Source organism: Terrisporobacter vanillatitrophus (genome assembly GCF_051148895.1).
In the GTDB taxonomy this organism is placed as follows: domain Bacteria; phylum Bacillota; class Clostridia; order Peptostreptococcales; family Peptostreptococcaceae; genus Terrisporobacter; species Terrisporobacter vanillatitrophus.
Genome location: NZ_CP154625.1, coordinates 1,935,181 through 1,959,728, shown reverse-complemented (window position 1 = coordinate 1,959,728; position 24,548 = coordinate 1,935,181). Strand labels below are relative to the sequence as shown.

Genomic DNA, 24,548 nt, shown 5'->3' with positions numbered 1-24,548 from the left:
TAGTTGCGTAGACAACTATTATTTAATAAATAATGGGCATTATAACTATACAATAGTTAGGAATACCCATTAATTTAAGTGTATATATAGTGAATTATATTGTCAATATACTCATATATATTACATTTTTATTATTTAATATTAAAATTCAATAAATAAAAAGAAATTAGTTTTTCAACTAACTTCTCTTTTATTTATATTATAAGTAAATAAGTTTTAAAACAAATAATACTGCAAGTACTACCATTATTACCGAAACTTTTTTTCTTTCTTCTTTTGGTGTAATTAAATTGTATAACACATTAATCACTACATATGATAAAACACCAAGTGTTAAACCATCACCTATTGAATAAGTAAATGCCATAGCTCCTATTGTTATGAACGCTGGAACACCTTCTGTAATATCAGAAAAATCTATATCTTTCACTGCACTAAGCATTAAATATCCAACATATATTAAAGCTGGTGAAGTAGCGCATGATGGTATTGCTATAAATATTGGTGAGAAAAACATAGCTACAATAAATAATACACCTACTGTTATGGCAGTATATCCTGTTCTACCACCTTCAATTACACCTGTTGAACTTTCAACATAAGTAGTAACTGTTGAAACTCCAAGTCCTGCACCTATAGTTGTTGCAAATGCATCTGCAAGTAAGGCTCTACCAACATGAGGTACATTTCCATCTTCATCTATCATATTTGCTTTAGAAGCAACACCAACTATAGTACCTACTGTATCAAAAAAATCAACAAATAAGAAAGTACAAATTACTAAAATAAAGTTAGTTAAATTTGCAGGATTTGTAGCATATCTAAAATCTAGCTTACCTGCTATTGGCAATGGACTTTCAAATTTAAATATTCCATTTGGTAAATATATTCCTAGGTCTGCAGCAGCTGATGGATTAGATAGAGCATATCCCCAAGCAATCAATGAACAAGCTACTATACCTATTAGTATTGAACCTTTAACATTTCTTTTGGATAATACTGCTATTATTACAATTCCAACACAACTTATTAAAACTGGGGCAGTAAAATGTCCCATAGAAATTAATGTAGCATCACTATTCACAACAAGACCACAGTTAATAAAACCTATAATTGCTATGAATAAACCTATACCTCCAGATACTGCCAATTTCATATTTACTGGAATTGCATTTACTACTGCTTCACGTACTTTAAATAATGATAAAAATATGAAAATAATACCTTCAACAAATACTGCAGTTAAAGCAACTTCCCAAGATACTCCCATACCTAAAACTACTGTGTAGGTAAAATATGCATTAAGACCCATTCCAGATGCTAAGGCGAATGGTAAATTTGCAATAATCCCCATTATAAAACATCCTATTGCTGCCGCTAAACATGTTCCTGTTACCAATGCTCCTGCAGGCATACCCGCTTGTGATAATATACTTGGGTTGACAGCTATAATGTATGCCATAGTTAAAAATGTTGTAACCCCTGCCATTATCTCTTTTTTCATATCTACTCCCTGATTTTCAAGAATAGGGAATAATTTTGTCATAGTATTCGATTCCTGTTTTGCCACTTGCATTACTCAAAACACCTCCGTAATTTACTAATAAATTAATCTCGAAATTTTATATTCTGATATTCATATGAAATTGATAATTATATAAATAACAATAATTCATTTCCATATAATACCATTTTACAAGTATAATTTTAAAATATAAAAATCATAATGTCAACATAATTACGAATATATTTTATTTAAAATAAATAATAATTCGTAATTGTATTAAATCACTAAAATTTCGTAATCGAGTAGGAGCTAAATAATTATTTTATTTAGCGTCCTCTCACACCACCGTGCGTACCGTTCGGTACACGGCGGTTCATTAAGTTCCATGCACTTTTAAATATCTCTTGGAAATACTCATATATCCTATTTCTTCTAGGTATTTATTTGTAAGTGTTTTTGATAGGATTGGGCTACCGGATATTCTCCAGTAGCCTTTTCTTGTATTTGAATATTGGTAGGCCTTATATTTATCCATTCCAAGTTTAACAAGATTCTTACACTTCGTCCTTGGTAATTTCCATTGTTTCCAGATACATGCTCTAAGTCTTCGCCTAATCCATTTTTCAATATTTTGTATATTGCCTTTAGCTTTCGCTATGCCAAAGTAATTAATCCAACCTATCATAAGTTGATTAAGTTTCAACATTCTCCATCCCATATCTATTCCTTTATTTCTATTTGTAATTTCTATTACTTTAGATTTTAGTTTATTATATGAGCTTTCATGTATCCTTATTTGGGCGCCGCCCTTTGTAAAATAGAATGAAAATCCTAGAAATTTTCTGCGACTAACTAAGTCAACGGCACTTTTCTTTTCATTTATTTTAAGTTTTAATTCATTTTCAATTAATTTCTTAATACTGTTTAAAACTCTTAACCCTGCTTTTCTACTTTTAACGTAGATATTACAGTCATCTGCGAATCTACAGAATTTATGACCTCTTCTTTCTAATTCTTTATCAACCTCATCAAGCATTATATTTGATAGAAGCGGACTTAATGGTCCTCCTTGGGGAGTTCCTTCTTCATTTGATACGATAACTCCATTTAACATTATTCCACTTTTAAGATATTTCCTTATTAAGTCTAATACTCTTTTATCTTTAATTTGTCTTGATAATCTATCAATTAAAATGTCATGATTTACTTTATCAAAGAATTTCTCTAAATCCATATCTACTACCCATTTATATCCTTCATTTATATATTCTAAGGATTTCTTTATTGCTTGATGCTGACTTCTGTTTGGTCTAAAACCATAACTACTATTAGAGAAAATTGGTTCATATACAAATGTCAACGCTTGTGCTATTGCTTGTTGTATCATTCTATCTACTACTGTTGGAATTCCAAGCATCCTAGTCCCACCGTTAGGTTTAGGTATTTCTACCCTTCTAACAGGTGATGGTTTGTATGTTCCATCTAATAATTTAGATTTCATTGTAGTCCAGTGCTTTTTGCAATAGTCGTGAAGTTCATCAGTCTTTATTCCATCAACACCGTGACTACCTTTATTCTTGATTACTCGTTGCATAGCACGATACATATTATCTTTTGCTAAGATTTTATCGAGTAAATTATTAGTAGATATTTTTGCACGGTTCTCTATTTCTACCTTCGGTAATACCGAAGCTACGCTATGCACTCCATGTTTATTTCCAGTTTCCAACTTTACTTCCACACGGTAGCCTGAATATTCAGTTGTCTGCACTTTATCCACGTTCTTCAATTTATCCAAAGTTGAAAACCTCCTTAATGTTCAGTCCTTCCTATTGATTGCGCAGTCAATAGTACTATGACGTCTGCTGACTTCTGATAGTTCAATTACATATCACTATGTAGGTTATCATCTAGGAAGTTCATCCTCTATTAATGATATATCTATCAGACCTCCCCAGGTAAGAGCAACAACCTTCATCTCATATATCTGCTACATTTACTATTAGAAATTTTGGATAGTGTTGGACTTTGTCTTGTTACGCAAACTCGTCCGTTTCCAATAGCCTCATATGTAGTTCGTGTTCCTCAGACCAAGACTTTGCCGTAGGCTTCCTTCAGATTCCACCTCACGATGGACACCCTTGCCATTAGCTAGCGGTTCCCACTATCAAGCCCGCAACGGACTTTCACCGTCAAGTTGTTGCCCATGCTGGGCACACATAAAAAATAGCTTATTTTTCAATAAGCTATTTTCAATCTAGTTTTTGTGTCTTACTCTAAGGACTATATTCATTTTATCCGCCAACTTTTGTGATTCTTCAATTTCTTCATTACTAATCTCGTCAACTACAGAAAAATTAACTTCCTTGACATATCTTTTGCAGTCTAGGGCAAAATCAAGTAATGCATCAAAGGATTTTTCACCAAATTTTGGTCTTGTAACTTCATTGTATCTACTTTTATTAGGTGCATTTAAGCTAATGGATACAGAGTCTATATTGTCATTTAATAACATTGCTGTTTTCTTACTATGAATCAAATCAGATAGACCATTAGTATTTATTCTTATTTTCAAGTCTGAGATACTTCTAATATATTTTGCAATTTCTATAACTTCATTTATTCTTACTAGCGGTTCACCATATCCACAAAACACTATTTCATCATACTTTTCTAAATTAAATTTTTTAAATTCCTCTTTCACTTCTTCAACTGTAGGTTCATGATCTAACCATAAACTATCACTATTCCCCACATGATCTGTTTCTTTTCTTATGCAGAAAACACAAGAGCATGGACATTGATTTGTTATATTAACATAAAGGCTTTGTTTATAATCATATAAAATTGTCATTTTTCAATTCCCCCATTTTTATGCTTATTTTACCATTTCTTTTATTTTTAATTTATCAAATACTAAACCTATAACTACAAATACTATAAAACTTCCTATTGGTTGAACAAGACCTATTAATGATAGAACAAAAGCACTAACAAAACTTCCATACATTATTCCTTCTGCAACCATATATAAAACTGTTCCTATTATTCCTGCTATAATTGCTGCACATACATTTCTTGTATTAATAATTTTTTTACTTTTATTTGTAAAAAATAAAACAAGTATGGGCTTTATTATTATTGTTGCTAAAGCCCAGTTTGCAGCTCCTGTAAGTATGTCTGCCATACCAGCACCTATTGCTGCTGCACAAGCTGCATAAGGTGTAGGAAGCAACACTGCTGCTAAATATATAAAAGCATCACCTATATGAACAAATCCACCATTACCTCCTACTGGTATATGAAGAAAATAAGCTATTGTAATACATATAATTCCTGCAAATAAAGCTGCAGATACCAATGTTCTAGTTTTAGATGATACATTTGTTTTTTGTTGTTTTATATTTTCCATTATCTCTCCTCCAAATTCTATACTCTATGTAGATAATTATAATACACCTTTGTATATTTATTATAATTATACGTATTATTCTTGCATTGTATCAGTACAATTATTTCAAAATAAAAAAGAGGAACCTTAAAAGGTTCCTTTTGTTATTTTTTCATACCATCTTCCATTTTGTCTTTTACATCGTCAGCTTTATCAGTAACATTAGACATCATACCTACCATATCGTCTTTAATTTCCATAGTAGTATGTTTCATTGCATTAGTAAGTTTTCCAGCTGCGTGGCCTATATTACTAACAGTATTTTTCATTCCATCTCCTACTTTATCTAAACCTTTTTTCAAATCATCTTTCATATTTCCCATATCATTTTTTAGATTCATATTTATACCTCCTATTTATTTCTTAGATATATTTTTCCTTAATTTATTAAAATTATTTATCTAAAAATAAATAGTAAATAAAACAGAATTTTTTTTACTTTCCATTTTATAATAAAGGTTATGACTTTTTAGGATTTTACTTACTATATAAAGGCCTAATCCACTACCACCAGTTTTTCTATTCCTAGATTTTTCCACCCTATAGAAAGGATTAAATACTTCACTTAAATACTTCTGTTCAATTGTAACTCCCGTATTTTCTATTTCTACAACTACTGTTTTACTTGCTTTTGACTTAAATGCCTTTACAATTATTTTTTCGTTTTTTGGCGAATATTTAATAGCGTTATTGATTAAATTATTTAAAACTTTTATAATTTTTTCTTTGTCAGCTTTTATAAATAATTTACCTTCCACTTTATATACAAGGTTTAAGCTCTTATTTTCAATTAAATAACTTTGTCTATTTACTAATTGCTCTAACATTTCACTTAAATTAATAACCTCTATTTTTAAATCTTTTTCTTGTAGTTCATTCTTTGATATTTCCATCATTTCATCTACTAATACTTTTAATTCTTGTGTAGATTCATAAGATTTTTTCAAGTAGGTTTCTCTGTCTTTATACTTACCTACGTTATATATCATTCCCTCTAATTGACCACTTATTATTGTTATTGGTGTTTTCAATTCATGGGAAATAGTTGCAATAAACTCTTTTCTTTTTTGTTCTTCTTCTCTTTCCTTATTAATAATTTCAATTAAGGGTTTTGTTATTGTCTTAGAGTAAATATATGCTCCAAGTAGAGCTATAAAAAAGGCTGAAAATATTATAAATGGTAAAATATTTCTAAGTACTGTATTAGCTTCATCTATTGGTTGAAGTGGCATTACAATTTCTAGATAATATAAATTAGGGCTCTCTTTTAATTTTATAGTAGCTCTTATTGTATATTCCTTTATCTGACTAGACATTGGAATATTTCCATTATATTTATTCGTAATATGTTGTTCATTTTTACCAAAAATAATAAATCCTTTATCATCTGTTAATATCATTGCAACATTTTGTTTTTTCCCTAAAAAATAAAGTCTTTGTTGCAACTCTTCTAAATCATAAAACTTAGAATCTTCCACAATGGAACTGACACTGTTTTTTAATAGTTCAATTTTATATTGGTGATAATATGCTGGCATAAAAAAATATAAAGTTAAATAAACTATAAATGCTAAGAATATAAGAAGCCCTGAGGTAATAGTAAATAACTTATATTTTATATTTAGGCTATTCCAAAACTTCAATATCTTTTTCAAGGGTATAACCTATTCCTTTTACAGTTTTAATATATGGTAAGCTTATTTTTTTTCTAAGATTTTTTATATGAGCATCAACTATTCTTGTATCACCATAATAATCGTATCCCCAAATACTATCTAATAAACTCTCTCTTGTTATGACTTGAGGATATTTTTCTATTAACGTTTTTAAAATATTAAATTCCTTTAAAGTTAATTCTATATTATTATCATCTAATTCTACTGAGTAAGTATTCAAATCTAACTTTATTTTTTCAAAGATTAAAAAATCATTACTTAAATTACTTTTTCCACGCCTTAAAACGGCTTTTACTCTTTGAATTAAAACATTAAATGAAAATGGCTTTGTTATATAATCATCACATTCCAACTCAAATCCCTTTAGTTGATTACTTTCTTCGTTCATTGCAGTTAAAAATATAATTGGCACATTAGAACTTTTTCTAATCATTTTACATACAGAATAACCATCTAAGTTTGGCATCATTATATCTAATAATACTAAATCGTATTCCTTTTTTTTAAATAACTGTATTCCTTCTATGCCGTCGCTGGCATAATCAACATCATAGCCTTCCGCTTTTAAAAACTCTACTATTAATTCTTGTATATTCACATCATCTTCCATAACCAAAATAGATGTATTCATTTAATCACTCCTATAATTTTATATAACTTAAATACCTATTATTTCATTTTCTTGTTAAATAATATAAATATTTTACTTCTATATTATAATACATATGTGAATTTATGATGAAATTTTTATTCAATTCTATGCTTTATATAATATAATTTTGTACTAAGATTTTAATTTTTATATTTAAATAATTGTATAATCTTCGCAAAATCTTATATTATAATAATAAAAAGTTCTGGAGGTATAAAATTGAGATACGTAATTGTTAGTGTTGTAAAAGGAGAAGGTGGAGATTTTAATAATAACTTAAGAAAAGAAGTTTATAAAAAATTTAAAGCAAAATCTTCAAAATTACCAGCGCATTTTACTATTAAGTCTCCTTTTGAAGAAAAAAATATTAAAGAAGTTGAAGAAGTATTAGAAACCTTTGTAAAAAATAATACTAAAACCAACTATATTTTGGATGGATATGATCACTTTGATGACAGAGTAATTTTTATGAAAGTGGATATGAGTGATGAGGGTAAAAAGTTGCATGATAGATTAATTGATGAACTAAATAAAATAAATTATATTAACTTTAATGAAAAAGATGGGAAAAACAAAATTTTTCATGTAACTGTAAGTTCTAAAAAAATTAATAAAATATATACTGATTTATGGAATTATGTTAATCAATTTCCTTTTAAATTTCATTGTGACTTTGATAATATTTGCATATATAAATGGGACGATAATACTTGGAAACTACACAAAGAATACCTTTTTTAAATATTACTGATTTATAAACTATATATATTTATAAATATATAATAATTATTATTTAATTATGATTTTCTTTTTTGAATTAAGTTAATACTAATAAGGATGTAAGTATTTATCTTTAATTTATTTTACTTTTTTAGTATGGTATGGTATACTGTACAAGTTATTTTTTAGAAAGGAAAATTATATAAATGACAACAAAACATAAAATTATCAATATAGCTGTTATTGCCCACGTTGATGCTGGAAAATCAACTTTAGTTGATGCTTTCTTATCTCAAAGTGGTGTATTTAGAGCAAACGAAGTAGTAAAAGACTGTGTTATGGATAGTAATGATCTTGAAGCAGAAAGAGGTATCACAATATATTCTAAAAACTGTTCTATAAACTATAAAGATTATAAAATAAATATAGTAGATACACCAGGACATAGTGACTTCTCTTCTGAAGTTGAACGTGTTATTAAAACTGTTGACACTGTTGTATTACTAGTTGATGCATCTGAAGGACCAATGCCTCAAACAAGATTCGTGTTACAAAAATCTTTAGAATTAGGTTTAAGACCAATACTATTTATAAACAAAATAGATAAGTCAGATCAAAGAGCTGAAGAAGTTGTGGATGAAGTATTCGATTTATTCGTAGACTTAAACGCAACTGACGAACAATGTGAATTCCCTATCATATACGGTATAGCTAAACAAGGTATAGCTAAGAGAGAAATGGATGATGATTCTACAGATTTATCTCCTTTATTTGAAACTATAGTTGAACATGCTTCTGCTTACCCAAATTATGATGATAAGCATCTTCAATTACAAATATCTGCACTTGCATACGATAACTTTGTAGGAAGACTGGGAATAGGTAGAGTTTACAAAGGAACTGTAAAAAGCGGAGAGCAAGTTTCAGTTTGTAAAGCAGGAGAAGTTGTAACTAGAGGAAAAATATCTAAACTTTCAGTTTATGAAGGATTAAAACAAATTGAAGTTGACAAAGCTCACTCAGGAGACATCGTAGTAATATCAGGTATACCTGATATATCTATAGGTGAAACAATTTGTGAAGTTGGACATCACTTACCAATGGAAATGATACATATAGAAGAACCTACACTTTCTATGAACTTCTTAGTTAATGATTCTCCATTCGCTGGTAAAAGCGGTAAATTCGTTACTACAAGACACTTAAAAGATAGATTAGACAAAGAATTAGAAGTTAACGTTGGTTTAAAAGTTGAACCAATGGATACAACTGATGGATATAGAGTATCTGGTAGAGGTGAACTTCACTTATCTATACTTCTTGAAAACATGAGACGTGAAGGTTATGAAATAGGTGTTTCTAAGCCAGAAGTTTTAATGCACAGAGATGAAAACGAAAAATTACAAGAACCAATTGAAAAAGTTATAATAAACTGTCCAGAAATTTACTCTGGTACTGTTATAAATAAAATGAACTTAAGAAAAGGTATGATGGAAGCCATGTCTATAGAAGGAGATTTCGTTAAAATAGAATTCTCTTGCCCTACTCGTGGACTTTTAGGATACAGATCTGAGTTTATAAATGATACTCGTGGTGAAGGTAATATGGTTCGTTCATTTGCTAGATACGAAGATTACAAAGGTGAAATACCATCAAGAGCCAATGGTGTGTTAATATCTCAAACTAACGGTTCTACTATGGCTTACGGATTAGCTGCTTTAAGTGAAAGAGCTACTATGTTCGTAGATCCAGGTGTAGATGTATACGAAGGTATGATAATAGGTATGAACTCTAGAAAAGATGATATGATAGTTAACCCAACTAAAAACAAAAAGTTAACTAATGTTCGTGCTTCTGGTTCAGATGATGCTATAAAATTAAATGCTGCAAGAACATTTACTCTTGAAGAAGCATTAGAGTTTATAGATGATGATGAATTAGTTGAAGTAACTCCAGATTCTATAAGACTTAGAAAGAAATATTTAAACGAACACGAAAGACTTCAATACAATAAGAGAAGAAGATCTTCAGGACAATAATAAATAAAAAACAGAGATTATATTTAATCTCTGTTTTTTTATTTCAACTATTCCCAAAAGACTTTCTTATAGTCCTCTTGAAACTTTTAATTTATCTTTATATTTTCAAATTATTCATATCATAAATTCCTTAAAAATATAAAAAGGGGCTGTCGCACTAAAAAAATAGGGCGATGCCCTTTTTGCATAAAAAAATAAATCCCAAGTTCAAAAGATCTTGGGATTTTTGTATAATTATTTTATGACCAAACAAAATATTATACAAATTGATTATACTAAGTATGGTGATAATTATCAATTAAAATTACCACTAGAGATTGATTATTTAATTCCAAAAGATGATTCAGTGAGGTTATTAAGTCAAACTATAGAGGAGATGAATTTAGAAAAGTTATATCAGACTTATTCTCGAATTAGAGAAAATACAATAACCCCAAGAGAAATGTTAAAAATCATTGTTTACGGATATATGAATAGCTTATATTCTTCAAGAAAAATAGAAAATGCATGCAAAAGAGATGTTAATTTTATGTATCTTTTAGGCGGAGCCTCCGCTCCAGATCATTCAACAATTGCCAGATTTCGTAGTATACATTTCGCACCAGTATCTGAAGAATTACTTGCCCAATTAGCAAATATGCTTGCAGATAAAAATGAAATTTCAAAAGAAACAATATTTATAGATGGTACTAAAATAGAAGCGTCATCTAATAGATATACTTTTGTTTGGAAAAAAGCTGTAACAAAAAATATGCAAAAAATGATGGATAAAATACCTAATTTCGTTTTAAAATGTGAACAAGATTTTGGTATCAAATTAATTTATAAAAACAAAATCAAAATGCATCATCTAAAAAAATTACTAAAAAAACTTAAGAAAATAGCAAATGAAGAAGATGTTGTATTTGTTTATGGTAAAGGTAAAAGAAAATCGCCTATTCAAAAATCTATTGAAGAATTAGATAGCTATATTGATAGATTAAAAAAATACACTAAAGATTTACATATAATGGGTGAACGTAATAGCTACTCTAAAACAGATAAAGATGCCACTTTCATGAGAATGAAGGAAGATCATATGAAAAATGGTCAATTAAAACCTGCTTACAACGTTCAGTTTGGAGTTGATTCTGAATATATAGTCTGGATAAGTGCAGGACCTCAACCAGCTGACACAACTACTCTAATACCATTTTTACAAAATGCAGAGTCATATTTAAGTTTTAAATATCCTAAAGTAATAACTGATTCAGGATATGAAAGTGAAGAAAACTATGTACATCTAGAAAAAAATGGACAACAATCATTTATAAAACCAGCTAATTATGAAATTAGTAAAACAAGAAAATATAAAAATGATATTGGTAGAATGGATAATATGTCTTACAACGATAAAGATGACTATTATCTATGTAAAAACAATAAGAAATTAACTGTTACTAGCACAAAAACCAGAAAAAGTACAACTGGATACAAGTGTGAAATAACTTGTTATATGTGCGAAGATTGTAAAGGATGTCAATTTAAAACTAAATGCATTAAAGGAAATAACTGTAAAACTCCTTTAGAAGATAGAACTAAAAAACTTAATATTTCAAAAGTATTTAATGAAAAACGTAAAGGAAATTTACAAAGAATAGTGAGTACCGAAGGTATTCAACTAAGAATGAATAGAAGTATTCAAGCCGAAGGAGCATTCGCTCAAATAAAACAAAACATGGAATTTAGAAGGTTTTTATGTAAAGGTGAAAAAAATATTTTAGCGGAATGTATTTTATTAGGAATGGCTTATAACATAAATAAATTGCATAATAAAATACAAAATGGAAAATGTAAAACATCCCTTCATCCTTTAAAGAAAATCGCTTAATTTTAATATAGATAGCTAAAAAAACGGTATTTCAAATACCTTTATTTGTCATGCTTATTTTTAGTAAATATAAGTGAAATAAAATTATTTTCAGTAGTTTTGAGTTTTAAATAAGTAAAAAGGAGCTATCGCCCAACGATTTTTCAATCGTTTATGCGACAGCCTCTTTTTACATATATTTAAATAGATAAAATTATTTTATTCTTTTATACTCAAAGTTATTCTTCTATTAAGTTTAACTCTGATAAGTATGATAAAAATGATAACCCAAGCATTATAACTACTAATACTGCTGTTATAAGTACAATTGCCATATTAACTCCTCCTTTTGTTATTATTATAATACCCCAATATGAATAATTTATGAATTTAATAGGAATTCTAATTCTTTTTATATTATTTTATATAAAATAATAGTTGATTTTTTTAATGATAGTAATATTTTATCATAATTTTACTTTATAAAGAGTTAAGACTTTGTAATATTTTAATATAAATAGTATTATTTTCCATACATTTTAATAATTTTTCTTGACATCCCTAAAGACTTTGGTTAGAATTTATAATAATTTAATATAAAAAAGCAATGATTAGGAAGAGTAAATTTTAATCGATTACCAGAGAGGGAAATTCATAGGCTGAAAGATTTCCTTAATTAGAAATATTGAAAACTACCTAGGAGCTTCATTCTGAAGTTATCTTTTGATTTTAGTAAGAATAGACGTTTTACATACGTTATATGTAACAAGTGGATTTTTTAATCAATTTGGGTGGAACCGCGGGAATATACTCTCGTCCCTGTTTTAGGGATGAGAGTTTTTTTATTACAAAAAAACATATTTTTATGAGGAGGTACAAATATGCACTTTATAAGTACAAGGGGATGTAGTGAAAAAATAAAGGGGTCAAAAGCTATAGTAAACGGACTTTGCTCTGATGGTGGATTATATGTGCCAACAGAATTTCCCAACTTAGAAGATAAACTTAATAAATTTATTGATCTTACCTATAAGGAACTATGCTTAGAGATTTTAAAACTATTTTTAGATGATTTTACCGAAGAAGAATTAAAATCATGTATTAATAAGGCTTATAATGATAAATTTGATACAAAACTAATTGCACCAACTAAAAAAATTAATAACCATTATTTTCTTGAATTGTATCATGGACCTACATGTGCATTTAAAGATATGGCTTTGACATTAATGCCACATCTTCTAGAAAAATCACTTAAAAAAAATAATGTTAAAGAAGAAATAGTTATTTTAACAGCAACATCAGGTGATACAGGTAAAGCTGCTTTGGAAGGTTTCAAAAACTTGAATCAAATTAAAATAATTGTTTTTTTCCCAGAGGATGGTGTAAGTAATATCCAAAAACTTCAAATGACAACTCAAGAAGGAAATAATACTTCTGTTGTTTCAATAAATGGCAATTTTGATGATGCCCAATCTGCCGTAAAAAATATATTTAGTGATGAAGAATTTAATAAATTATTGTTGAAAAACAATTATATACTATCTTCTGCCAACTCTATAAATATTGGCCGATTATTACCTCAAGTTGTTTATTATTTTTATTCTTACTTAAATTTAGTAAAAGGTGAACATATTAAATTAGGTGATAAAATAAACTTTGTTGTACCTACAGGTAATTTTGGTAATATTTTAGCAGCTTATTACGCTAAACTTATGGGATTACCAGTTAATAAATTAATTTGTGCTTCCAATGAAAATAATGTACTATATGACTTTTTTGACACTGGTAAATACGATAAAAATAGAGCTCTTCATTTAACAACTTCTCCATCTATGGATATATTAATATCGAGCAATTTGGAAAGACTTTTATTTGAAGTTGCTAACAGAAATCATAATAAAGTGAATTCTCTAATAAACAACTTAAATAATAAAGGCTTTTATGAAATAGATAAAGATATGAAATTAAATTTAAATACTTTCCATGGAGAATATGCTACACAGTCTGAGGTAAAAGAAAATATTAATAAAGTTTTCAAAGAAAACAATTATTTAATAGATACACATACATGCGTAGCTTATACTGCCTATGAAAAATATAAAGAAAATAATTCTGAGAATATAGCTACTGTAATAGTTTCTACTGCAAGCCCTTATAAATTTAGTAAGGACGTATTATCTTCTTTGGGTAAAAATATTGAAAATGTAGATGAGTTTCTTATTTCAGAAAATCTTAGTTTAGAAACTAATACAAATATTCCATTACCAATAAAAGATTTAAAAACTGCTAAAATTCTGCATAACAGAAATTGCGAGAAATATGAATTGAAGAAAGAAATTAAAAATATTTTAAAGGTGTAGGTGATAATATGTTAGAAGTAATAGTTCCAGCTACTAGTGCAAATATTGGACCAGGATATGATTGCCTTGGAGTAGCTTTAAATTTATATAATAAATTTTATTTTGAAGAAATAGACGAAGGCATTATAATTGAAGAAAAAGAAAACGAATATATAAATGAAGATAATATGGTATACAAATCAATGCAATATTTTTTTGAAAAAGTCAAACCTAGTATTATCCCAAAAGGTATTAAAATAAAAATTGTAGATGAAATACCTATATGTAGAGGTCTAGGAAGTAGCGCAACATGTATTGTAGCAGGACTTGTGGGGGCCAACTATCTTAGCAAGTCAAATTTAAGTAAAGAAGAAATATTAAAATTAGCAACAGAAATTGAAGGGCATCCTGATAACGTTGCTCCTGCTATATATGGAAATATGATCGTATCATTTATGGAAAAGGAAAAAATATACTATGATACTATCAAAGTTCCTAAACACTTAAGATTTTGCGCTCTTATACCAGATTTTAAACTTTCAACAGAGAAAGCTAGAGCTGTGCTACCAAAAATAATAGAACATGATGATGGTGTTTTCAATGTATCAAGAGCAACTCTCTTAGTTACAGCCTTTATGAATAATAATCTAGAGTTACTAAAAGTAGCATGTAAAGATAAATTTCATCAAGAATATAGAAGTCCCTTAATAAATGACTATGATAAAATTGTCAGTCATTCAAATAAATTAAATTGCTTGGGTACGTTTTTAAGTGGTGCAGGTCCAACTATAATGTCTCTTACTTCTGATGAGGATAAGAATTTTTTACCTGAAATGCAGTCTTATTTAGCAACTTTAGAAAATAAATGGCAAATTAAAGATTTACATTGTGACTTTGAAGGTGTTGTTTTAAATATTATATAATAGTTCATCTTAATATGTAATTTAAATTAATATGTAATTTAAAGGCCTACACATTTTTGTGCATACCTTTATCAATTAAAAGATATAATTTTTTAAGATTATATCTTTTTTCTATTTAAACAAATTTATTTTTGTCAAATATTAAATTTTTATAAAAAGGATTTTATATTTTTTTTAAAAGGTTTATAATATTAAATAGGTCTATTATTTTTAGTCATAATTTTTTTCAAGTATTGATTTATTTTTAAAAAATTATTAATATATAATAGATGTTTTAATAATAAAGGAGAGTGATCAAAAATGGACAGTATTCCGATACTCTTGTTTCGGACTGTAAGACTTTTTAATCACTTAATAATATCTATTTATGACTAATACCCTTTTTATATATTGGTCTTTTAATAGATATCATTAAGTGCCAATATATAAAACTGAATAAAGGATGTGTTGCCATGATAAGATATTACAAAACAATTGAGACAAAATTAGAAAAACTTAACGACTTTGATGAAGGTTGTTGGATAAATCTTGTTGAACCAAGTCATGAAGAAATAAGATACATTTCAGATAGATTTGATATAGATATTGATAGTATCAATGCGGCTCTCGATGAAGAGGAACGTTCAAGAATCGACGTGGAGGATAATCATACATTAATTTTAATAGATATTCCCATAGATGAATCTGACTCTGACTCTGCTCACTACTCTACTATTCCTCTAGGAATAATACTTACTAGTAATTCTATAATTACGGTATGTACTGCTCAGAGTAAAATTTTAAATGACTTTATTGCTGGTCATATAAAAGAGTTTTATACTTACAAGAAGCCTCGTTTTATACTTCAAATTTTGCACAAGAACGCTACTTATTATCTATTGTATCTTAGAAGAATTAATAAAATGACTATTCAAATAGAACGTGAAATACACAAGTCTATGAAAAATAAAGAGCTAGTTCAATTATTAGAACTGGAAAAATCTCTAGTATATTTTTCCACATCATTAAAAGCAATTGAACTAGTTTTAAACAAAATGCTTCGTACGTCTACCATAAAAAAATATTCTGAAGATGAGGATTTATTAGAAGATGTTATTATAGAAAATAGACAGGCCCTTGAAATGGCTTCTATTTATGGCGATATACTTAGTAGGATCATGGATGCTTTTAGTGCTATTATTAATAATAATCAAAATAATGTAATGCAACTTCTAACTGTTGTAACACTTATTTTATCAATACCTACAATGATCTCAGGGTATTTTGGTATGAATGTGGAAAATATTCCATTTTCAAGAGATCCCAATGGATTTTGGATAATACTATTTATTTCATCAATTATTTGTTTAATATTATCAATACTTTTATCTAAAAATAAATTGTTGTAAGTATAATTCATCATAACCTTGAGTATTGATTTTTAACCTAAAAATACTAAAGTATATAATAATTTCTTAATAATATAAAGGTGCTTATATGAGTTTTCATTTAAGCACCTTTATTTTAATATTCTATTTTCATTTCATACTCAATATCTTCAAATTCATTTTCTAAGTTTTCACTTACTTCTAAAATATATTGAGGTATATATTCATCTTCATCTTCTTCAAGAATTTCTTCAAATTCCGCAACTAGTCTTTTATTTTTATCCACATCTAGTTCTAAAAGTTCATTATAAATTTTTTCACTATTTTCATAATAAGCTTCACTCAAATCCTTAAATATATTTCTGCTTTTCTCATAAAACAAATAAGCTAGCATATATTCACAATTTTTGTCTTCTTTTTTTAAACCTTCTACAAAGTATTTTTCACTTTCCTCTATTTCTCCCTGTTTAAGAGAAAGCTGACCTAAATTGTAAATTGATTCAACACATCCCTGTTCCTTAGATTTTTCATACCAATATTTTGCATTTGTATAATCATTATAATGATTTTCATAGATTAAACCTAGCATATGTTGAGAATATGTATTATTTTCGTTGGCACTTATATCAAACATATTCTTAGCTTCTTCCTGATTTCCTTCATTATAATATATTCTTCCCAAATGAATACGACTATTTAAGTGATTATTTTCAACAGCAAAAATAAAGTACTTTTTAGCTTCTTCATAATCTTCTAGTTCCTCATATATTAATCCCAAAGAATAGGCAGCATAAATATCATTATTTTCAAATGCCTTTTGATACCATACTATAGCTTCATCAATATTATCAATTCTTCTAAAAATATCCCCCAATTTTATTTGACAAGATATAATAGTAGAATTTCGTTGATAATAAGAAATAGCTTTTTCTATATCTCCAGTTTGATCATACAAATCGGCAATATTTTCTATAGCTATTTTACATCCATCCACTATTGCTTCATCATAGTTTTTTATAGCTTTATCGTAATTTTTATCCTCAAAATACAATCCAGCTAAATTATTTTTAGCTTCTACCATATCATTAGAAGCCAAATCATAATACATCTTTGCTCTTTCTATTTCATTCTCCTTATTGCATAAATTAGCTAATCTGAATTTGCATAAAGGATTATCATGGGCAATACCTTTTTCATAATATTCAATAGCATCTTCTCTTTTATCTTGTCTATCGTATAAATATGCTAATCTATACTGTGACTTTGAAAATTCGCTTTTACAACTTTTTAGATAATATCTTTCGGCTTCACTTTCATCCTTATTAATTTCCATTATTAAACCCATATTGTAACATCCCTTTGCATGAGATGAACGATATAATTGCTTATATATAGAAATAGCATTCTTTTCATTGTCATTTTTTCTATGCAAGATAGCTAGATTATATTTACAGTCATCAGAAAGTAACACAGACCCTTTTTTAAAGTATTCTATAGCTTCTTCTTCTTTTTCTAAGCTAAGATACAAAATGCCTAAATTAAAGCATGCACAACCTAAATTATCATCCACCGCGATTTTTAACCATTTCTCACTTCTTGAATAATCACCTAGTTTATAATGCACTACTCCTAGATTATTTTGTGCCTTTACATTACCTTCCATTGCAACTTTTTCATACCAATATAATGCATACTCATATCCTTCTAAATCATAATACATATTTCCCAAATCAAATGCAGCATTTTCATTGCCATTTTTAAATGCCATAGAAAACCATCTTTCTGCTTCATGATATTGCTTTTTGTTTAAATATATTTTTCCTAATGAATACTGTGATTTTACATTTCCTTCTTCAGCTGATATTTTATATGGTTCAATTGCCTCATCAACTTTTCCCATCTTTTCTAAGATAACAGCCTTTTTATGTGTTAATCCAGATTCTTTAGGTAAATCTTTAATTTTTCCAAAAGAAAATTTTGAACTCATCATCTTTTTTACTCCTATTTAATTTAATATAATAATTCCAATAATAGATATTATATTACATTGTATATACTTCATGAATAATTTTTCAAAATTGTAATAAAGATGTAATTTTATGTTTGCATTATTACATCTATTATATTATTTTTATTATTACTTTTATTATGCAAAAAATGAAAAACTTGATTAATTAACAAAAAAAATATATTATATATACATTGACAATATAATATTATATATTACAGGAGGAATACATATGGATTTAAATTTATTATTAAAGATTTGTCTTTTAGTAGTTGTAATAGGAATTGGTTTTAAACTATTAAAAGTTTTCACATCTATAATTTTTAAAGCAGCATTATTTATTTTAGTATGTTTATTGGTGTTTAAATTTTTTAACCTATTTTAACTATAAAAAACCTCTTAAAACTTATTTCTATAAATCAAGTTTTAAGAGGTTTATTTTAATATTTATTATTTCATTTCATTTAAATCATTACTATAAATAGATTTACGGTAGGTATATTATTAACGACCATAATTATAACTTCCTTTTTCACAATTAATTTTTAGGCCGTTTCCCGTTGATTTAAATAAAATATTACCACATTCATCACTTCTATGAACTTCTACGTTTTCTTTTTTCAAAGTTTGCATAGTTTCTTTATTAGGGTGACCATATCTATTGTTTTTACCAACAGTTATTACGGCATATTTAGGATTAATTTTCTTTATAAAGTTAACACCTGAACTAGTATTAGAGCCATGATGACCTATTTTAATTAAGTCAACTTCTTCCACATTTATAATCCTTTCAATATTTGTTCCAACATCTCCCATAAGCAATATTTTGTCATTGCCATTTACATACTCTAAAACAATGGAATTATCATTTGGATCCTTTAAATTTGCTGCTGATAATACTTTAAATTTTGACGTCCCTAAATAAAATTCTGTACCCAATAAAGGTACACTAGGATATAAGTTCTTATTAGACATGGCAGTAATAAAATCTGAATAAGTTTTTGTATTAGCATCACCATTACTTACATAAACAGCTTCTACAGGTATTGAATTAATTACAGCATCCAATCCTCCTATATGATCAGCATCTGGATGTGTAGCTATAACATATTTTAGCTCTTTAACACCTATATCTTTTAAATAGTTGACAACAGTCTCTTCATCATCATTATCTCCTCCATCAATAAGAACTGCTTCTCCCCCTTGTCTAATAAGTATGGCATCTGAATTTCCCGTATTTATAAAATGTAATTGCCCTTCATAAACATTAGATATTACGTCTTCGTCTTTTTCTTCACTGGATTTTTTTTCTTTTTTATTTGTGCTTAAAGAAATTTTATTAACTGCTTCTGATAATAACTGTGAGTCAGCTATTGCTACATTTAATTTAGGTGTTGAAGTTATGAAAACACACAAAGTTATTAAATAGCATATTAAAGTACGTAAAAAGATTTCTTTTTTCTTTTTGTTTTTTATTTTTTTAATAAAAGCTTTAAAATTACATACTAATGATGGTGTCATCAAAAGAAGCAAATAAAGGGATATATCATTTATATCTTTGGATGTTCCTAAAAGAAAAAGCAATGTAGTTAAAAAATAATATATACTAGCTTTTTTTTTCTTCTTAGAATTATTACTTCTAAATCCTGCAATATATTTTTTCATATTATGTATTCCTTTCCATATTATTCCTAAATATTATTATAACTGAAATTTTTAAAGATTTATGTAAATTTTTGTAAATTTAATACCTTAATATATATCTTATATTATTTTGTATTGGTTTTTATTTTCAGAATAAAGTTAATATTACATATTATTTCAAAATATTAGTAAAATTTTATTTTACTTGTTATAATAGAACTTATGGAGGGATATAAATGAAAAATAATTTAAAAAATATGATTACAGAAGTTTTAGGTATGATTGTGGGATGTATACTACTAAGTTGTGGTATAAACATATTCTTAGGTCCTCATACTATTGCACCAGGTGGCCTAAGCGGTCTATCTGTAGTTTTAAGTAAAGTTAGTGGTTTATCTGTGTCGACAATAATGTTAATCTTAGGTATACCTCTAATAGTGTTTTCCGTTAAGATCTTAGGGAAAAGAGATTCTTTAAAAACTTTATTCGGCATGTTACTACTATCTGGATGTATAAACTTAACATCTTCATTTTCTCAAATTTCAGTAACAAATGATGTTTTACTATCAGCAATAACAGGAGCTATACTTAACGGTCTTGGACTTGGAATTATATTTAGAGTTGATGGTTCCACTGGGGGAACAGATTTAATAGCCTTAATGATTAACAGAGCAATACCAAGCATTCCAATATCAAAATGCTTAGTATTTTTAGACGGACTTGTTGTACTATCATCTGGTATAGTTAATAAAAACTTAGAAACAGCTTTATATTCTGCAATTAGCTTATATGTCATAGTAAAGATGGTAGACTTTATTGTTGCAGGATTTGATTATTCTAAGAGCTTTATGATAATAACAAATGAAGAGGAAGCTCTAAAAAATGCTATTGTAAATGACATGAATAGAGGTATAACAATTCTTGATGGAAAAGGTGGATATACTGATAATAGTAAAAGTGTATTAATAGTTGTTGTAAATAAAAATCAAGAAGTTCATTTAAAAAAATTAATCAAAAAAGTTGATAAAAATGCCTTTATTATAGTAAGTGATGTGCACGAAGTATTTGGAGAAGGATTCGCTCCTATAAGTGCATAAATTTATACAAATGCAAGACTTGTAATTTCCTAGCAATATATTATAACTATATTTACTTTATTAAAAAAGAGGTATAAATTAATGAATATAAAAATAGCAGCAATATGTAATAGTGATTTAAGTGGAAAGCTTCTTAAAGAAGCTGGATCTAAACTAGGAATAATTGTAAATTATGAAATCCAAAATGAAAAAGGTATAATAAATAAATTATCTGAGAATATTATACAAAATTCAAATATAGTATTATTTGTAACTGAAAAAGAAGTGGAGCAAATTGAAGAAATAGAAAGATTTATAGATCGAGAATATTATGAAGTATTACCTCAATTTGTTATAAAAAATCCTGAAAATGTAATTTCAGAAATAACTTTAGACTTAAACTAAAAAAGAGAGAGAATAATATCTCTCTTTTTTAGTTTATTTTCTTTAGATCAATATAAGCCTCTATTTGAGGAATATAAATCATGTTCTCCTTTAAGTGAGTATTGCCAAATTCCTTTAGCTCATTACCATCTTTATCTTTAGTGATTTTATATTTTACAACTTCACTATTATCATTTATTTCAGCATGAAAATACATTCCTTCATATTGTTTAAATTTAAAATCAAAGTCGTCTCTAGTAAGTTTAATATTAATATTACTCATTTTTACCATCCTTATTAATCTATTTTAATGTCTTTTAAAAACATTTCTAAAAGGTCAATACCATAAGAAGATAAAGGATAATTACCTTCACAAATGCACCAATCGTATAAAACTGCTCTTTCTTGCATAGCATAAATTTTAGATAACTCCCAAAATGATTTATTATTTTTTATTTGATTTCTACTTTGACCTTCACTTATTATTTGTTGCAAAACTTTATAATATACTCTTTGTTGATCTAGTAGGTGCTTTTTTCCTTTCTTAACAATTTGTGATGAATATAAAATAGATAATAATTCTACAGGTACACTTTCTTCTATAAAACGAAATAAATGCCTACTGGTTTCTATAAGCTTATCAAAGCTATTCATGTCATCGTCTAATGTACCCATTATTTTTGTGTATTCTTCATCAAATATATCTGATAAGGTATTCAATAAATCATCCTTTGCACTAAAGTAATGATAGAAATTTCCTTTTGATATCCCACATTCATTTATTATTTGATCCACTGTTGTTGCTTCATATCCCTGTTCATGAAATAATTTCCATGCAACAGAGGATATTCTATTTTTGGTTGAATTTACTTGATCCATTTAATTTCCCCTTCATAACTTATTACTAAAACATATATTCTTTTTAAGTTCATTATAACATAAAGAAATGACCTATTTCTAGGTCATTTCAATATATCTATATTTTATCATTCCAAAGTTTCACTCTAGCATATATATCTGTTGCTGCTAATATGCCTGAAACAAGAGCATACCCATCTGGATTAAATGGTTTTAACTCATGTACATTTTCCAAACTTATTCCTCCAATTAAAACAAATGGCAGATTAACTTTTTTTATTATTTCATTTAAAGTGTTAAAAGAAACTTGTTTAGCATCTAATTTTGTACTTGTTGAAAACATTGATCCAATACCTAGATAATTAGCTCCATCTTTTTTAGCTTGCATAGCCTCTTCAACAGTTCTAGCTGATACTCCTATAATTTTATTTTCACCTATTAATTTTCTTACTGATACAGCATCTATATCACTTTGGCCCACATGAACACCATCAGCATCAACTAGCAAGGCAATATCTACTCTATCATTAATAATAAATGAAATATTATATTTTTTAGTAAGTTCTCTAAGCTTTATGGCTTTTTCTAAAAACTCCTTGCCATCAGCATCTTTTTCTCTAAGTTGTACCATAGTAACTCCAGCTTTTATAGCCTCTTCAATACATTTATAAAAATCTCTTCCTTTTAATAAATCTGAATCTGTTACTAAATATATTTTAAGATCTTTTTTTAACTTATTTATATCTATCATAATAATCTCCTAGCTTGCCTTATTAACAGATTCTATGTTAGTCATTTTTTTAATTTTTGATAAAGGCAATATTGTTAATACTATAGAACTTAATAATCCTTCTACACCTGTTCCTGATAAGTTATAAGCCATAGAGTAGGCTATAGGATTCCATCCTTCCCAAGCATATTCTGCAAAGAAAACACATCCTGAAAGTATATGAGAAGTTTGTTTTAGAAGTACTGCAAGTAAACATCCTAAAAATATATTTTTCTTTGTTTCAGATCCAAACAATCCACTTACTCCAAGTAACATTGTTGGTAGTATATAATCAAGTAAAAACTGCGCTGGATGAATTATATACGCTCCACCTATTAATGATATTAACCCTGCAACTAAACCACAAGTCATACCTGTCATTGGCCCATATAAAAGTCCTATCATTAAAATCGGAAGAGATGACAATAAGTTAATTCCTCCTCCTTGAGGATATTGTATAAGTTGTATTTTTGATAAAACAAAGCTACAAGCAGCAAATAGAGCAATAACTATCATAGTTTTTGTATTTAATTTATATCCTTTTAAATTAAATACATAAAAAGCAATTGGTACTAAACATATTATAAGCATAATTGTATTTAACATTACTTAACCTCCTTATAAGCCATATTCCAAAATTCCATTTCATATAAACTTCCCTTTATAAAAATCTCTTTTAATTTTTCTTTTTTGTTGTCGTCTATATTTTTACATAGTTCATTTGAGAAATCTATATTTTTCTTAGCACACATTCTGTATTCTTCACAAGAATATGACTCTATCCATGCAGCGTAATAATTATTTTCTAACTTATCTTTATATATTTCTTTCATTTCTTTAGCTATATAATAATAACTCCAAGCACATGGCAGTACTGCTATTATTAAATCTTGAATATCTCCTGTTAATGCTATACTTTTCATAAAATTAGTATAATTTTCATTTTCTAATTTAATATTATGTTTTTGAAGAGTTTTAATATCTTCACCTAAGTCTTTTAAATAAGCTATATGTGTAGCACTTTCATCTTCCATAATTCCATTTATGCTATCTTTAAAAAATTTCATATGTTTTACATCATCGCTTTTTATAAGTCCCGTGGCATAAACCTTAGCATAATCTAAAAGATATAAATAATCTTGAACTAAATAATCTCTAAATTTTTCTTTATCTAAAGTTCCTTGTCCCATTTTTACTATAAAAGGATGTTTTAAATATTCATCCCATATTTTCTTACTTTCATTAAATAAATAATCTGATAATAGCATATCGTCTCCCTTTCT

23 protein-coding genes and 1 other annotated feature are annotated in these 24,548 nt (G+C 27.4%); of the genes, 9 read left to right on the top strand and 14 right to left on the bottom strand.

Translation table 11 applies throughout. The features are described from left to right. Positions 1-199: 199 nt before the first annotated feature. The 7 genes from TVTCOM_RS09905 to TVTCOM_RS09875 all read right to left on the bottom strand — a co-directional run bounded on the left by TVTCOM_RS09905 (position 200) and on the right by TVTCOM_RS09875 (position 7,265). Entirely contained in the window at positions 200-1,576 is a 1,377-nt protein-coding gene (locus TVTCOM_RS09905) for an NCS2 family permease (protein WP_434799655.1), read from the bottom strand. A gap of 307 nt (positions 1,577-1,883) precedes the next feature. Then, entirely contained in the window at positions 1,884-3,305 is a 1,422-nt protein-coding gene (gene ltrA, locus TVTCOM_RS09900; protein WP_228110198.1) for a group II intron reverse transcriptase/maturase, read from the bottom strand. Between the two features lie 459 nt (positions 3,306-3,764). After that, complete coding sequence (locus TVTCOM_RS09895; protein ID WP_434799654.1) at positions 3,765-4,361, bottom strand: TIGR04100 family radical SAM protein; 597 nt, start codon at positions 4,359-4,361, stop codon at positions 3,765-3,767. Between the two features lie 24 nt (positions 4,362-4,385). Further along, a complete protein-coding gene (locus TVTCOM_RS09890; protein ID WP_434799653.1) occupies positions 4,386-4,919 on the bottom strand; it encodes a TIGR04002 family protein in 534 nt (177 codons plus the stop codon). A gap of 143 nt (positions 4,920-5,062) precedes the next feature. Next, complete coding sequence (locus TVTCOM_RS09885) at positions 5,063-5,299, bottom strand: hypothetical protein (protein ID WP_434799652.1); 237 nt, start codon at positions 5,297-5,299, stop codon at positions 5,063-5,065. Between the two features lie 60 nt (positions 5,300-5,359). Next, positions 5,360-6,601, bottom strand: coding sequence for a sensor histidine kinase (locus tag TVTCOM_RS09880; RefSeq protein ID WP_434799651.1), 1,242 nt, complete (start codon positions 6,599-6,601; stop codon positions 5,360-5,362). Then, positions 6,585-7,265: a response regulator transcription factor gene (locus TVTCOM_RS09875; protein ID WP_434799650.1), complete on the bottom strand. Its 681-nt coding sequence runs from the start codon at positions 7,263-7,265 to the stop codon at positions 6,585-6,587. Before TVTCOM_RS09875 ends, TVTCOM_RS09880 begins: the two co-directional genes overlap by 17 nt. Positions 7,266-7,505: 240 nt before the next feature. Here TVTCOM_RS09875 and TVTCOM_RS09870 point away from each other — a divergent pair, with 240 nt between their 5' ends. The 6 genes from TVTCOM_RS09870 to TVTCOM_RS09845 all read left to right on the top strand — a co-directional run bounded on the left by TVTCOM_RS09870 (position 7,506) and on the right by TVTCOM_RS09845 (position 16,547). Continuing rightward, positions 7,506-8,027, top strand: a complete 522-nt coding sequence (locus tag TVTCOM_RS09870; protein WP_434799649.1) for a 2'-5' RNA ligase family protein — start codon at positions 7,506-7,508, stop codon at positions 8,025-8,027. Positions 8,028-8,212: 185 nt separating this feature from the next. Next, complete coding sequence (gene typA, locus TVTCOM_RS09865; RefSeq protein WP_434799648.1) at positions 8,213-10,045, top strand: translational GTPase TypA; 1,833 nt, start codon at positions 8,213-8,215, stop codon at positions 10,043-10,045. Positions 10,046-10,286: 241 nt separating this feature from the next. Beyond that, complete coding sequence (locus TVTCOM_RS09860) at positions 10,287-11,915, top strand: IS1182 family transposase (protein ID WP_434797079.1); 1,629 nt, start codon at positions 10,287-10,289, stop codon at positions 11,913-11,915. Positions 11,916-12,492: 577 nt separating this feature from the next. Continuing rightward, positions 12,493-12,718 (top strand) — a binding site (T-box leader). 57 nt (positions 12,719-12,775) lie between these two features. Next, positions 12,776-14,257 carry a threonine synthase gene (gene thrC / locus TVTCOM_RS09855; protein WP_434799647.1) on the top strand — a complete coding sequence of 494 codons (1,482 nt, stop codon included), beginning with the start codon at positions 12,776-12,778 and terminating at the stop codon, positions 14,255-14,257. A gap of 8 nt (positions 14,258-14,265) precedes the next feature. Beyond that, positions 14,266-15,159: a homoserine kinase gene (thrB, locus tag TVTCOM_RS09850; protein ID WP_434799646.1), complete on the top strand. Its 894-nt coding sequence runs from the start codon at positions 14,266-14,268 to the stop codon at positions 15,157-15,159. Between the two features lie 452 nt (positions 15,160-15,611). Continuing rightward, the gene (locus TVTCOM_RS09845; RefSeq protein WP_434799645.1) at positions 15,612-16,547 is read left to right on the top strand and encodes a magnesium transporter CorA family protein; all 936 of its coding nucleotides are present in this window, start codon (positions 15,612-15,614) and stop codon (positions 16,545-16,547) included. A gap of 115 nt (positions 16,548-16,662) precedes the next feature. On the opposite strand, the gene TVTCOM_RS09840 is transcribed toward TVTCOM_RS09845, so the two are convergent. Then, a complete protein-coding gene (locus tag TVTCOM_RS09840; RefSeq protein WP_434799644.1) occupies positions 16,663-18,516 on the bottom strand; it encodes a tetratricopeptide repeat protein in 1,854 nt (617 codons plus the stop codon). A gap of 250 nt (positions 18,517-18,766) precedes the next feature. Between TVTCOM_RS09840 and TVTCOM_RS09835 the strand changes: the two genes are divergently transcribed. Next, complete coding sequence (locus tag TVTCOM_RS09835) at positions 18,767-18,919, top strand: hypothetical protein (protein WP_434799643.1); 153 nt, start codon at positions 18,767-18,769, stop codon at positions 18,917-18,919. 119 nt (positions 18,920-19,038) lie between these two features. Here TVTCOM_RS09835 and TVTCOM_RS09830 read toward each other — a convergent pair whose 3' ends face one another. Further along, positions 19,039-20,199 carry a ComEC/Rec2 family competence protein gene (locus tag TVTCOM_RS09830; protein ID WP_434799642.1) on the bottom strand — a complete coding sequence of 387 codons (1,161 nt, stop codon included), beginning with the start codon at positions 20,197-20,199 and terminating at the stop codon, positions 19,039-19,041. A 215-nt stretch (positions 20,200-20,414) separates the two neighbouring features. On the opposite strand from TVTCOM_RS09830, the gene TVTCOM_RS09825 reads away from it, so the two are divergent. Both TVTCOM_RS09825 and TVTCOM_RS09820 read left to right on the top strand, forming a co-directional pair. Then, a complete protein-coding gene (locus TVTCOM_RS09825; protein WP_434799641.1) occupies positions 20,415-21,275 on the top strand; it encodes a YitT family protein in 861 nt (286 codons plus the stop codon). 81 nt (positions 21,276-21,356) lie between these two features. After that, on the top strand, positions 21,357-21,659 hold the full coding sequence (locus TVTCOM_RS09820; protein ID WP_434799640.1) for a PTS sugar transporter subunit IIBC: 303 nt from the start codon (positions 21,357-21,359) through the stop codon (positions 21,657-21,659). Between the two features lie 28 nt (positions 21,660-21,687). Here TVTCOM_RS09820 and TVTCOM_RS09815 read toward each other — a convergent pair whose 3' ends face one another. The 5 genes from TVTCOM_RS09815 to tenA form a co-directional block, all read right to left on the bottom strand. Continuing rightward, positions 21,688-21,921 carry a hypothetical protein gene (locus tag TVTCOM_RS09815; RefSeq protein WP_434799639.1) on the bottom strand — a complete coding sequence of 78 codons (234 nt, stop codon included), beginning with the start codon at positions 21,919-21,921 and terminating at the stop codon, positions 21,688-21,690. A 14-nt stretch (positions 21,922-21,935) separates the two neighbouring features. Further along, entirely contained in the window at positions 21,936-22,517 is a 582-nt protein-coding gene (locus TVTCOM_RS09810) for a TetR/AcrR family transcriptional regulator (RefSeq protein WP_434799638.1), read from the bottom strand. 97 nt (positions 22,518-22,614) lie between these two features. Then, complete coding sequence (gene thiE / locus TVTCOM_RS09805; protein ID WP_434799637.1) at positions 22,615-23,247, bottom strand: thiamine phosphate synthase; 633 nt, start codon at positions 23,245-23,247, stop codon at positions 22,615-22,617. Positions 23,248-23,256: 9 nt separating this feature from the next. Further along, a complete protein-coding gene (gene thiT / locus TVTCOM_RS09800) occupies positions 23,257-23,871 on the bottom strand; it encodes an energy-coupled thiamine transporter ThiT (RefSeq protein WP_434799636.1) in 615 nt (204 codons plus the stop codon). After that, positions 23,871-24,533, bottom strand: coding sequence for a thiaminase II (tenA, locus tag TVTCOM_RS09795; protein WP_434799635.1), 663 nt, complete (start codon positions 24,531-24,533; stop codon positions 23,871-23,873). Before tenA ends, thiT begins: the two co-directional genes overlap by 1 nt. Between the last annotated feature and the right edge of the window lie 15 nt (positions 24,534-24,548).

What these genes read in the sequence shown, in the direction of transcription:
- TVTCOM_RS09825 (WP_434799641.1), top strand. Translation starts at nt 20,415, where the DNA reads ATGAAAAATAATTTAAAAAATATGATTACAGAAGTTTTAGGTATGATT.
- TVTCOM_RS09905 (WP_434799655.1), bottom strand. Translation starts at nt 1,576, where the DNA reads ATGCAAGTGGCAAAACAGGAATCGAATACTATGACAAAATTATTCCCT.
- TVTCOM_RS09820 (WP_434799640.1), top strand. Translation starts at nt 21,357, where the DNA reads ATGAATATAAAAATAGCAGCAATATGTAATAGTGATTTAAGTGGAAAG.
- thrB (WP_434799646.1), top strand. Translation starts at nt 14,266, where the DNA reads ATGTTAGAAGTAATAGTTCCAGCTACTAGTGCAAATATTGGACCAGGA.
- typA (WP_434799648.1), top strand. Translation starts at nt 8,213, where the DNA reads ATGACAACAAAACATAAAATTATCAATATAGCTGTTATTGCCCACGTT.
- thiE (WP_434799637.1), bottom strand. Translation starts at nt 23,247, where the DNA reads ATGATAGATATAAATAAGTTAAAAAAAGATCTTAAAATATATTTAGTA.
- thrC (WP_434799647.1), top strand. Translation starts at nt 12,776, where the DNA reads ATGCACTTTATAAGTACAAGGGGATGTAGTGAAAAAATAAAGGGGTCA.
- TVTCOM_RS09860 (WP_434797079.1), top strand. Translation starts at nt 10,287, where the DNA reads ATGACCAAACAAAATATTATACAAATTGATTATACTAAGTATGGTGAT.
- thiT (WP_434799636.1), bottom strand. Translation starts at nt 23,871, where the DNA reads ATGTTAAATACAATTATGCTTATAATATGTTTAGTACCAATTGCTTTT.
- tenA (WP_434799635.1), bottom strand. Translation starts at nt 24,533, where the DNA reads ATGCTATTATCAGATTATTTATTTAATGAAAGTAAGAAAATATGGGAT.
- TVTCOM_RS09840 (WP_434799644.1), bottom strand. Translation starts at nt 18,516, where the DNA reads ATGATGAGTTCAAAATTTTCTTTTGGAAAAATTAAAGATTTACCTAAA.
- TVTCOM_RS09890 (WP_434799653.1), bottom strand. Translation starts at nt 4,919, where the DNA reads ATGGAAAATATAAAACAACAAAAAACAAATGTATCATCTAAAACTAGA.
- TVTCOM_RS09830 (WP_434799642.1), bottom strand. Translation starts at nt 20,199, where the DNA reads ATGAAAAAATATATTGCAGGATTTAGAAGTAATAATTCTAAGAAGAAA.
- TVTCOM_RS09895 (WP_434799654.1), bottom strand. Translation starts at nt 4,361, where the DNA reads ATGACAATTTTATATGATTATAAACAAAGCCTTTATGTTAATATAACA.
- TVTCOM_RS09835 (WP_434799643.1), top strand. Translation starts at nt 18,767, where the DNA reads ATGGATTTAAATTTATTATTAAAGATTTGTCTTTTAGTAGTTGTAATA.
- TVTCOM_RS09845 (WP_434799645.1), top strand. Translation starts at nt 15,612, where the DNA reads ATGATAAGATATTACAAAACAATTGAGACAAAATTAGAAAAACTTAAC.
- TVTCOM_RS09885 (WP_434799652.1), bottom strand. Translation starts at nt 5,299, where the DNA reads ATGAATCTAAAAAATGATATGGGAAATATGAAAGATGATTTGAAAAAA.
- TVTCOM_RS09875 (WP_434799650.1), bottom strand. Translation starts at nt 7,265, where the DNA reads ATGAATACATCTATTTTGGTTATGGAAGATGATGTGAATATACAAGAA.
- TVTCOM_RS09810 (WP_434799638.1), bottom strand. Translation starts at nt 22,517, where the DNA reads ATGGATCAAGTAAATTCAACCAAAAATAGAATATCCTCTGTTGCATGG.
- TVTCOM_RS09815 (WP_434799639.1), bottom strand. Translation starts at nt 21,921, where the DNA reads ATGAGTAATATTAATATTAAACTTACTAGAGACGACTTTGATTTTAAA.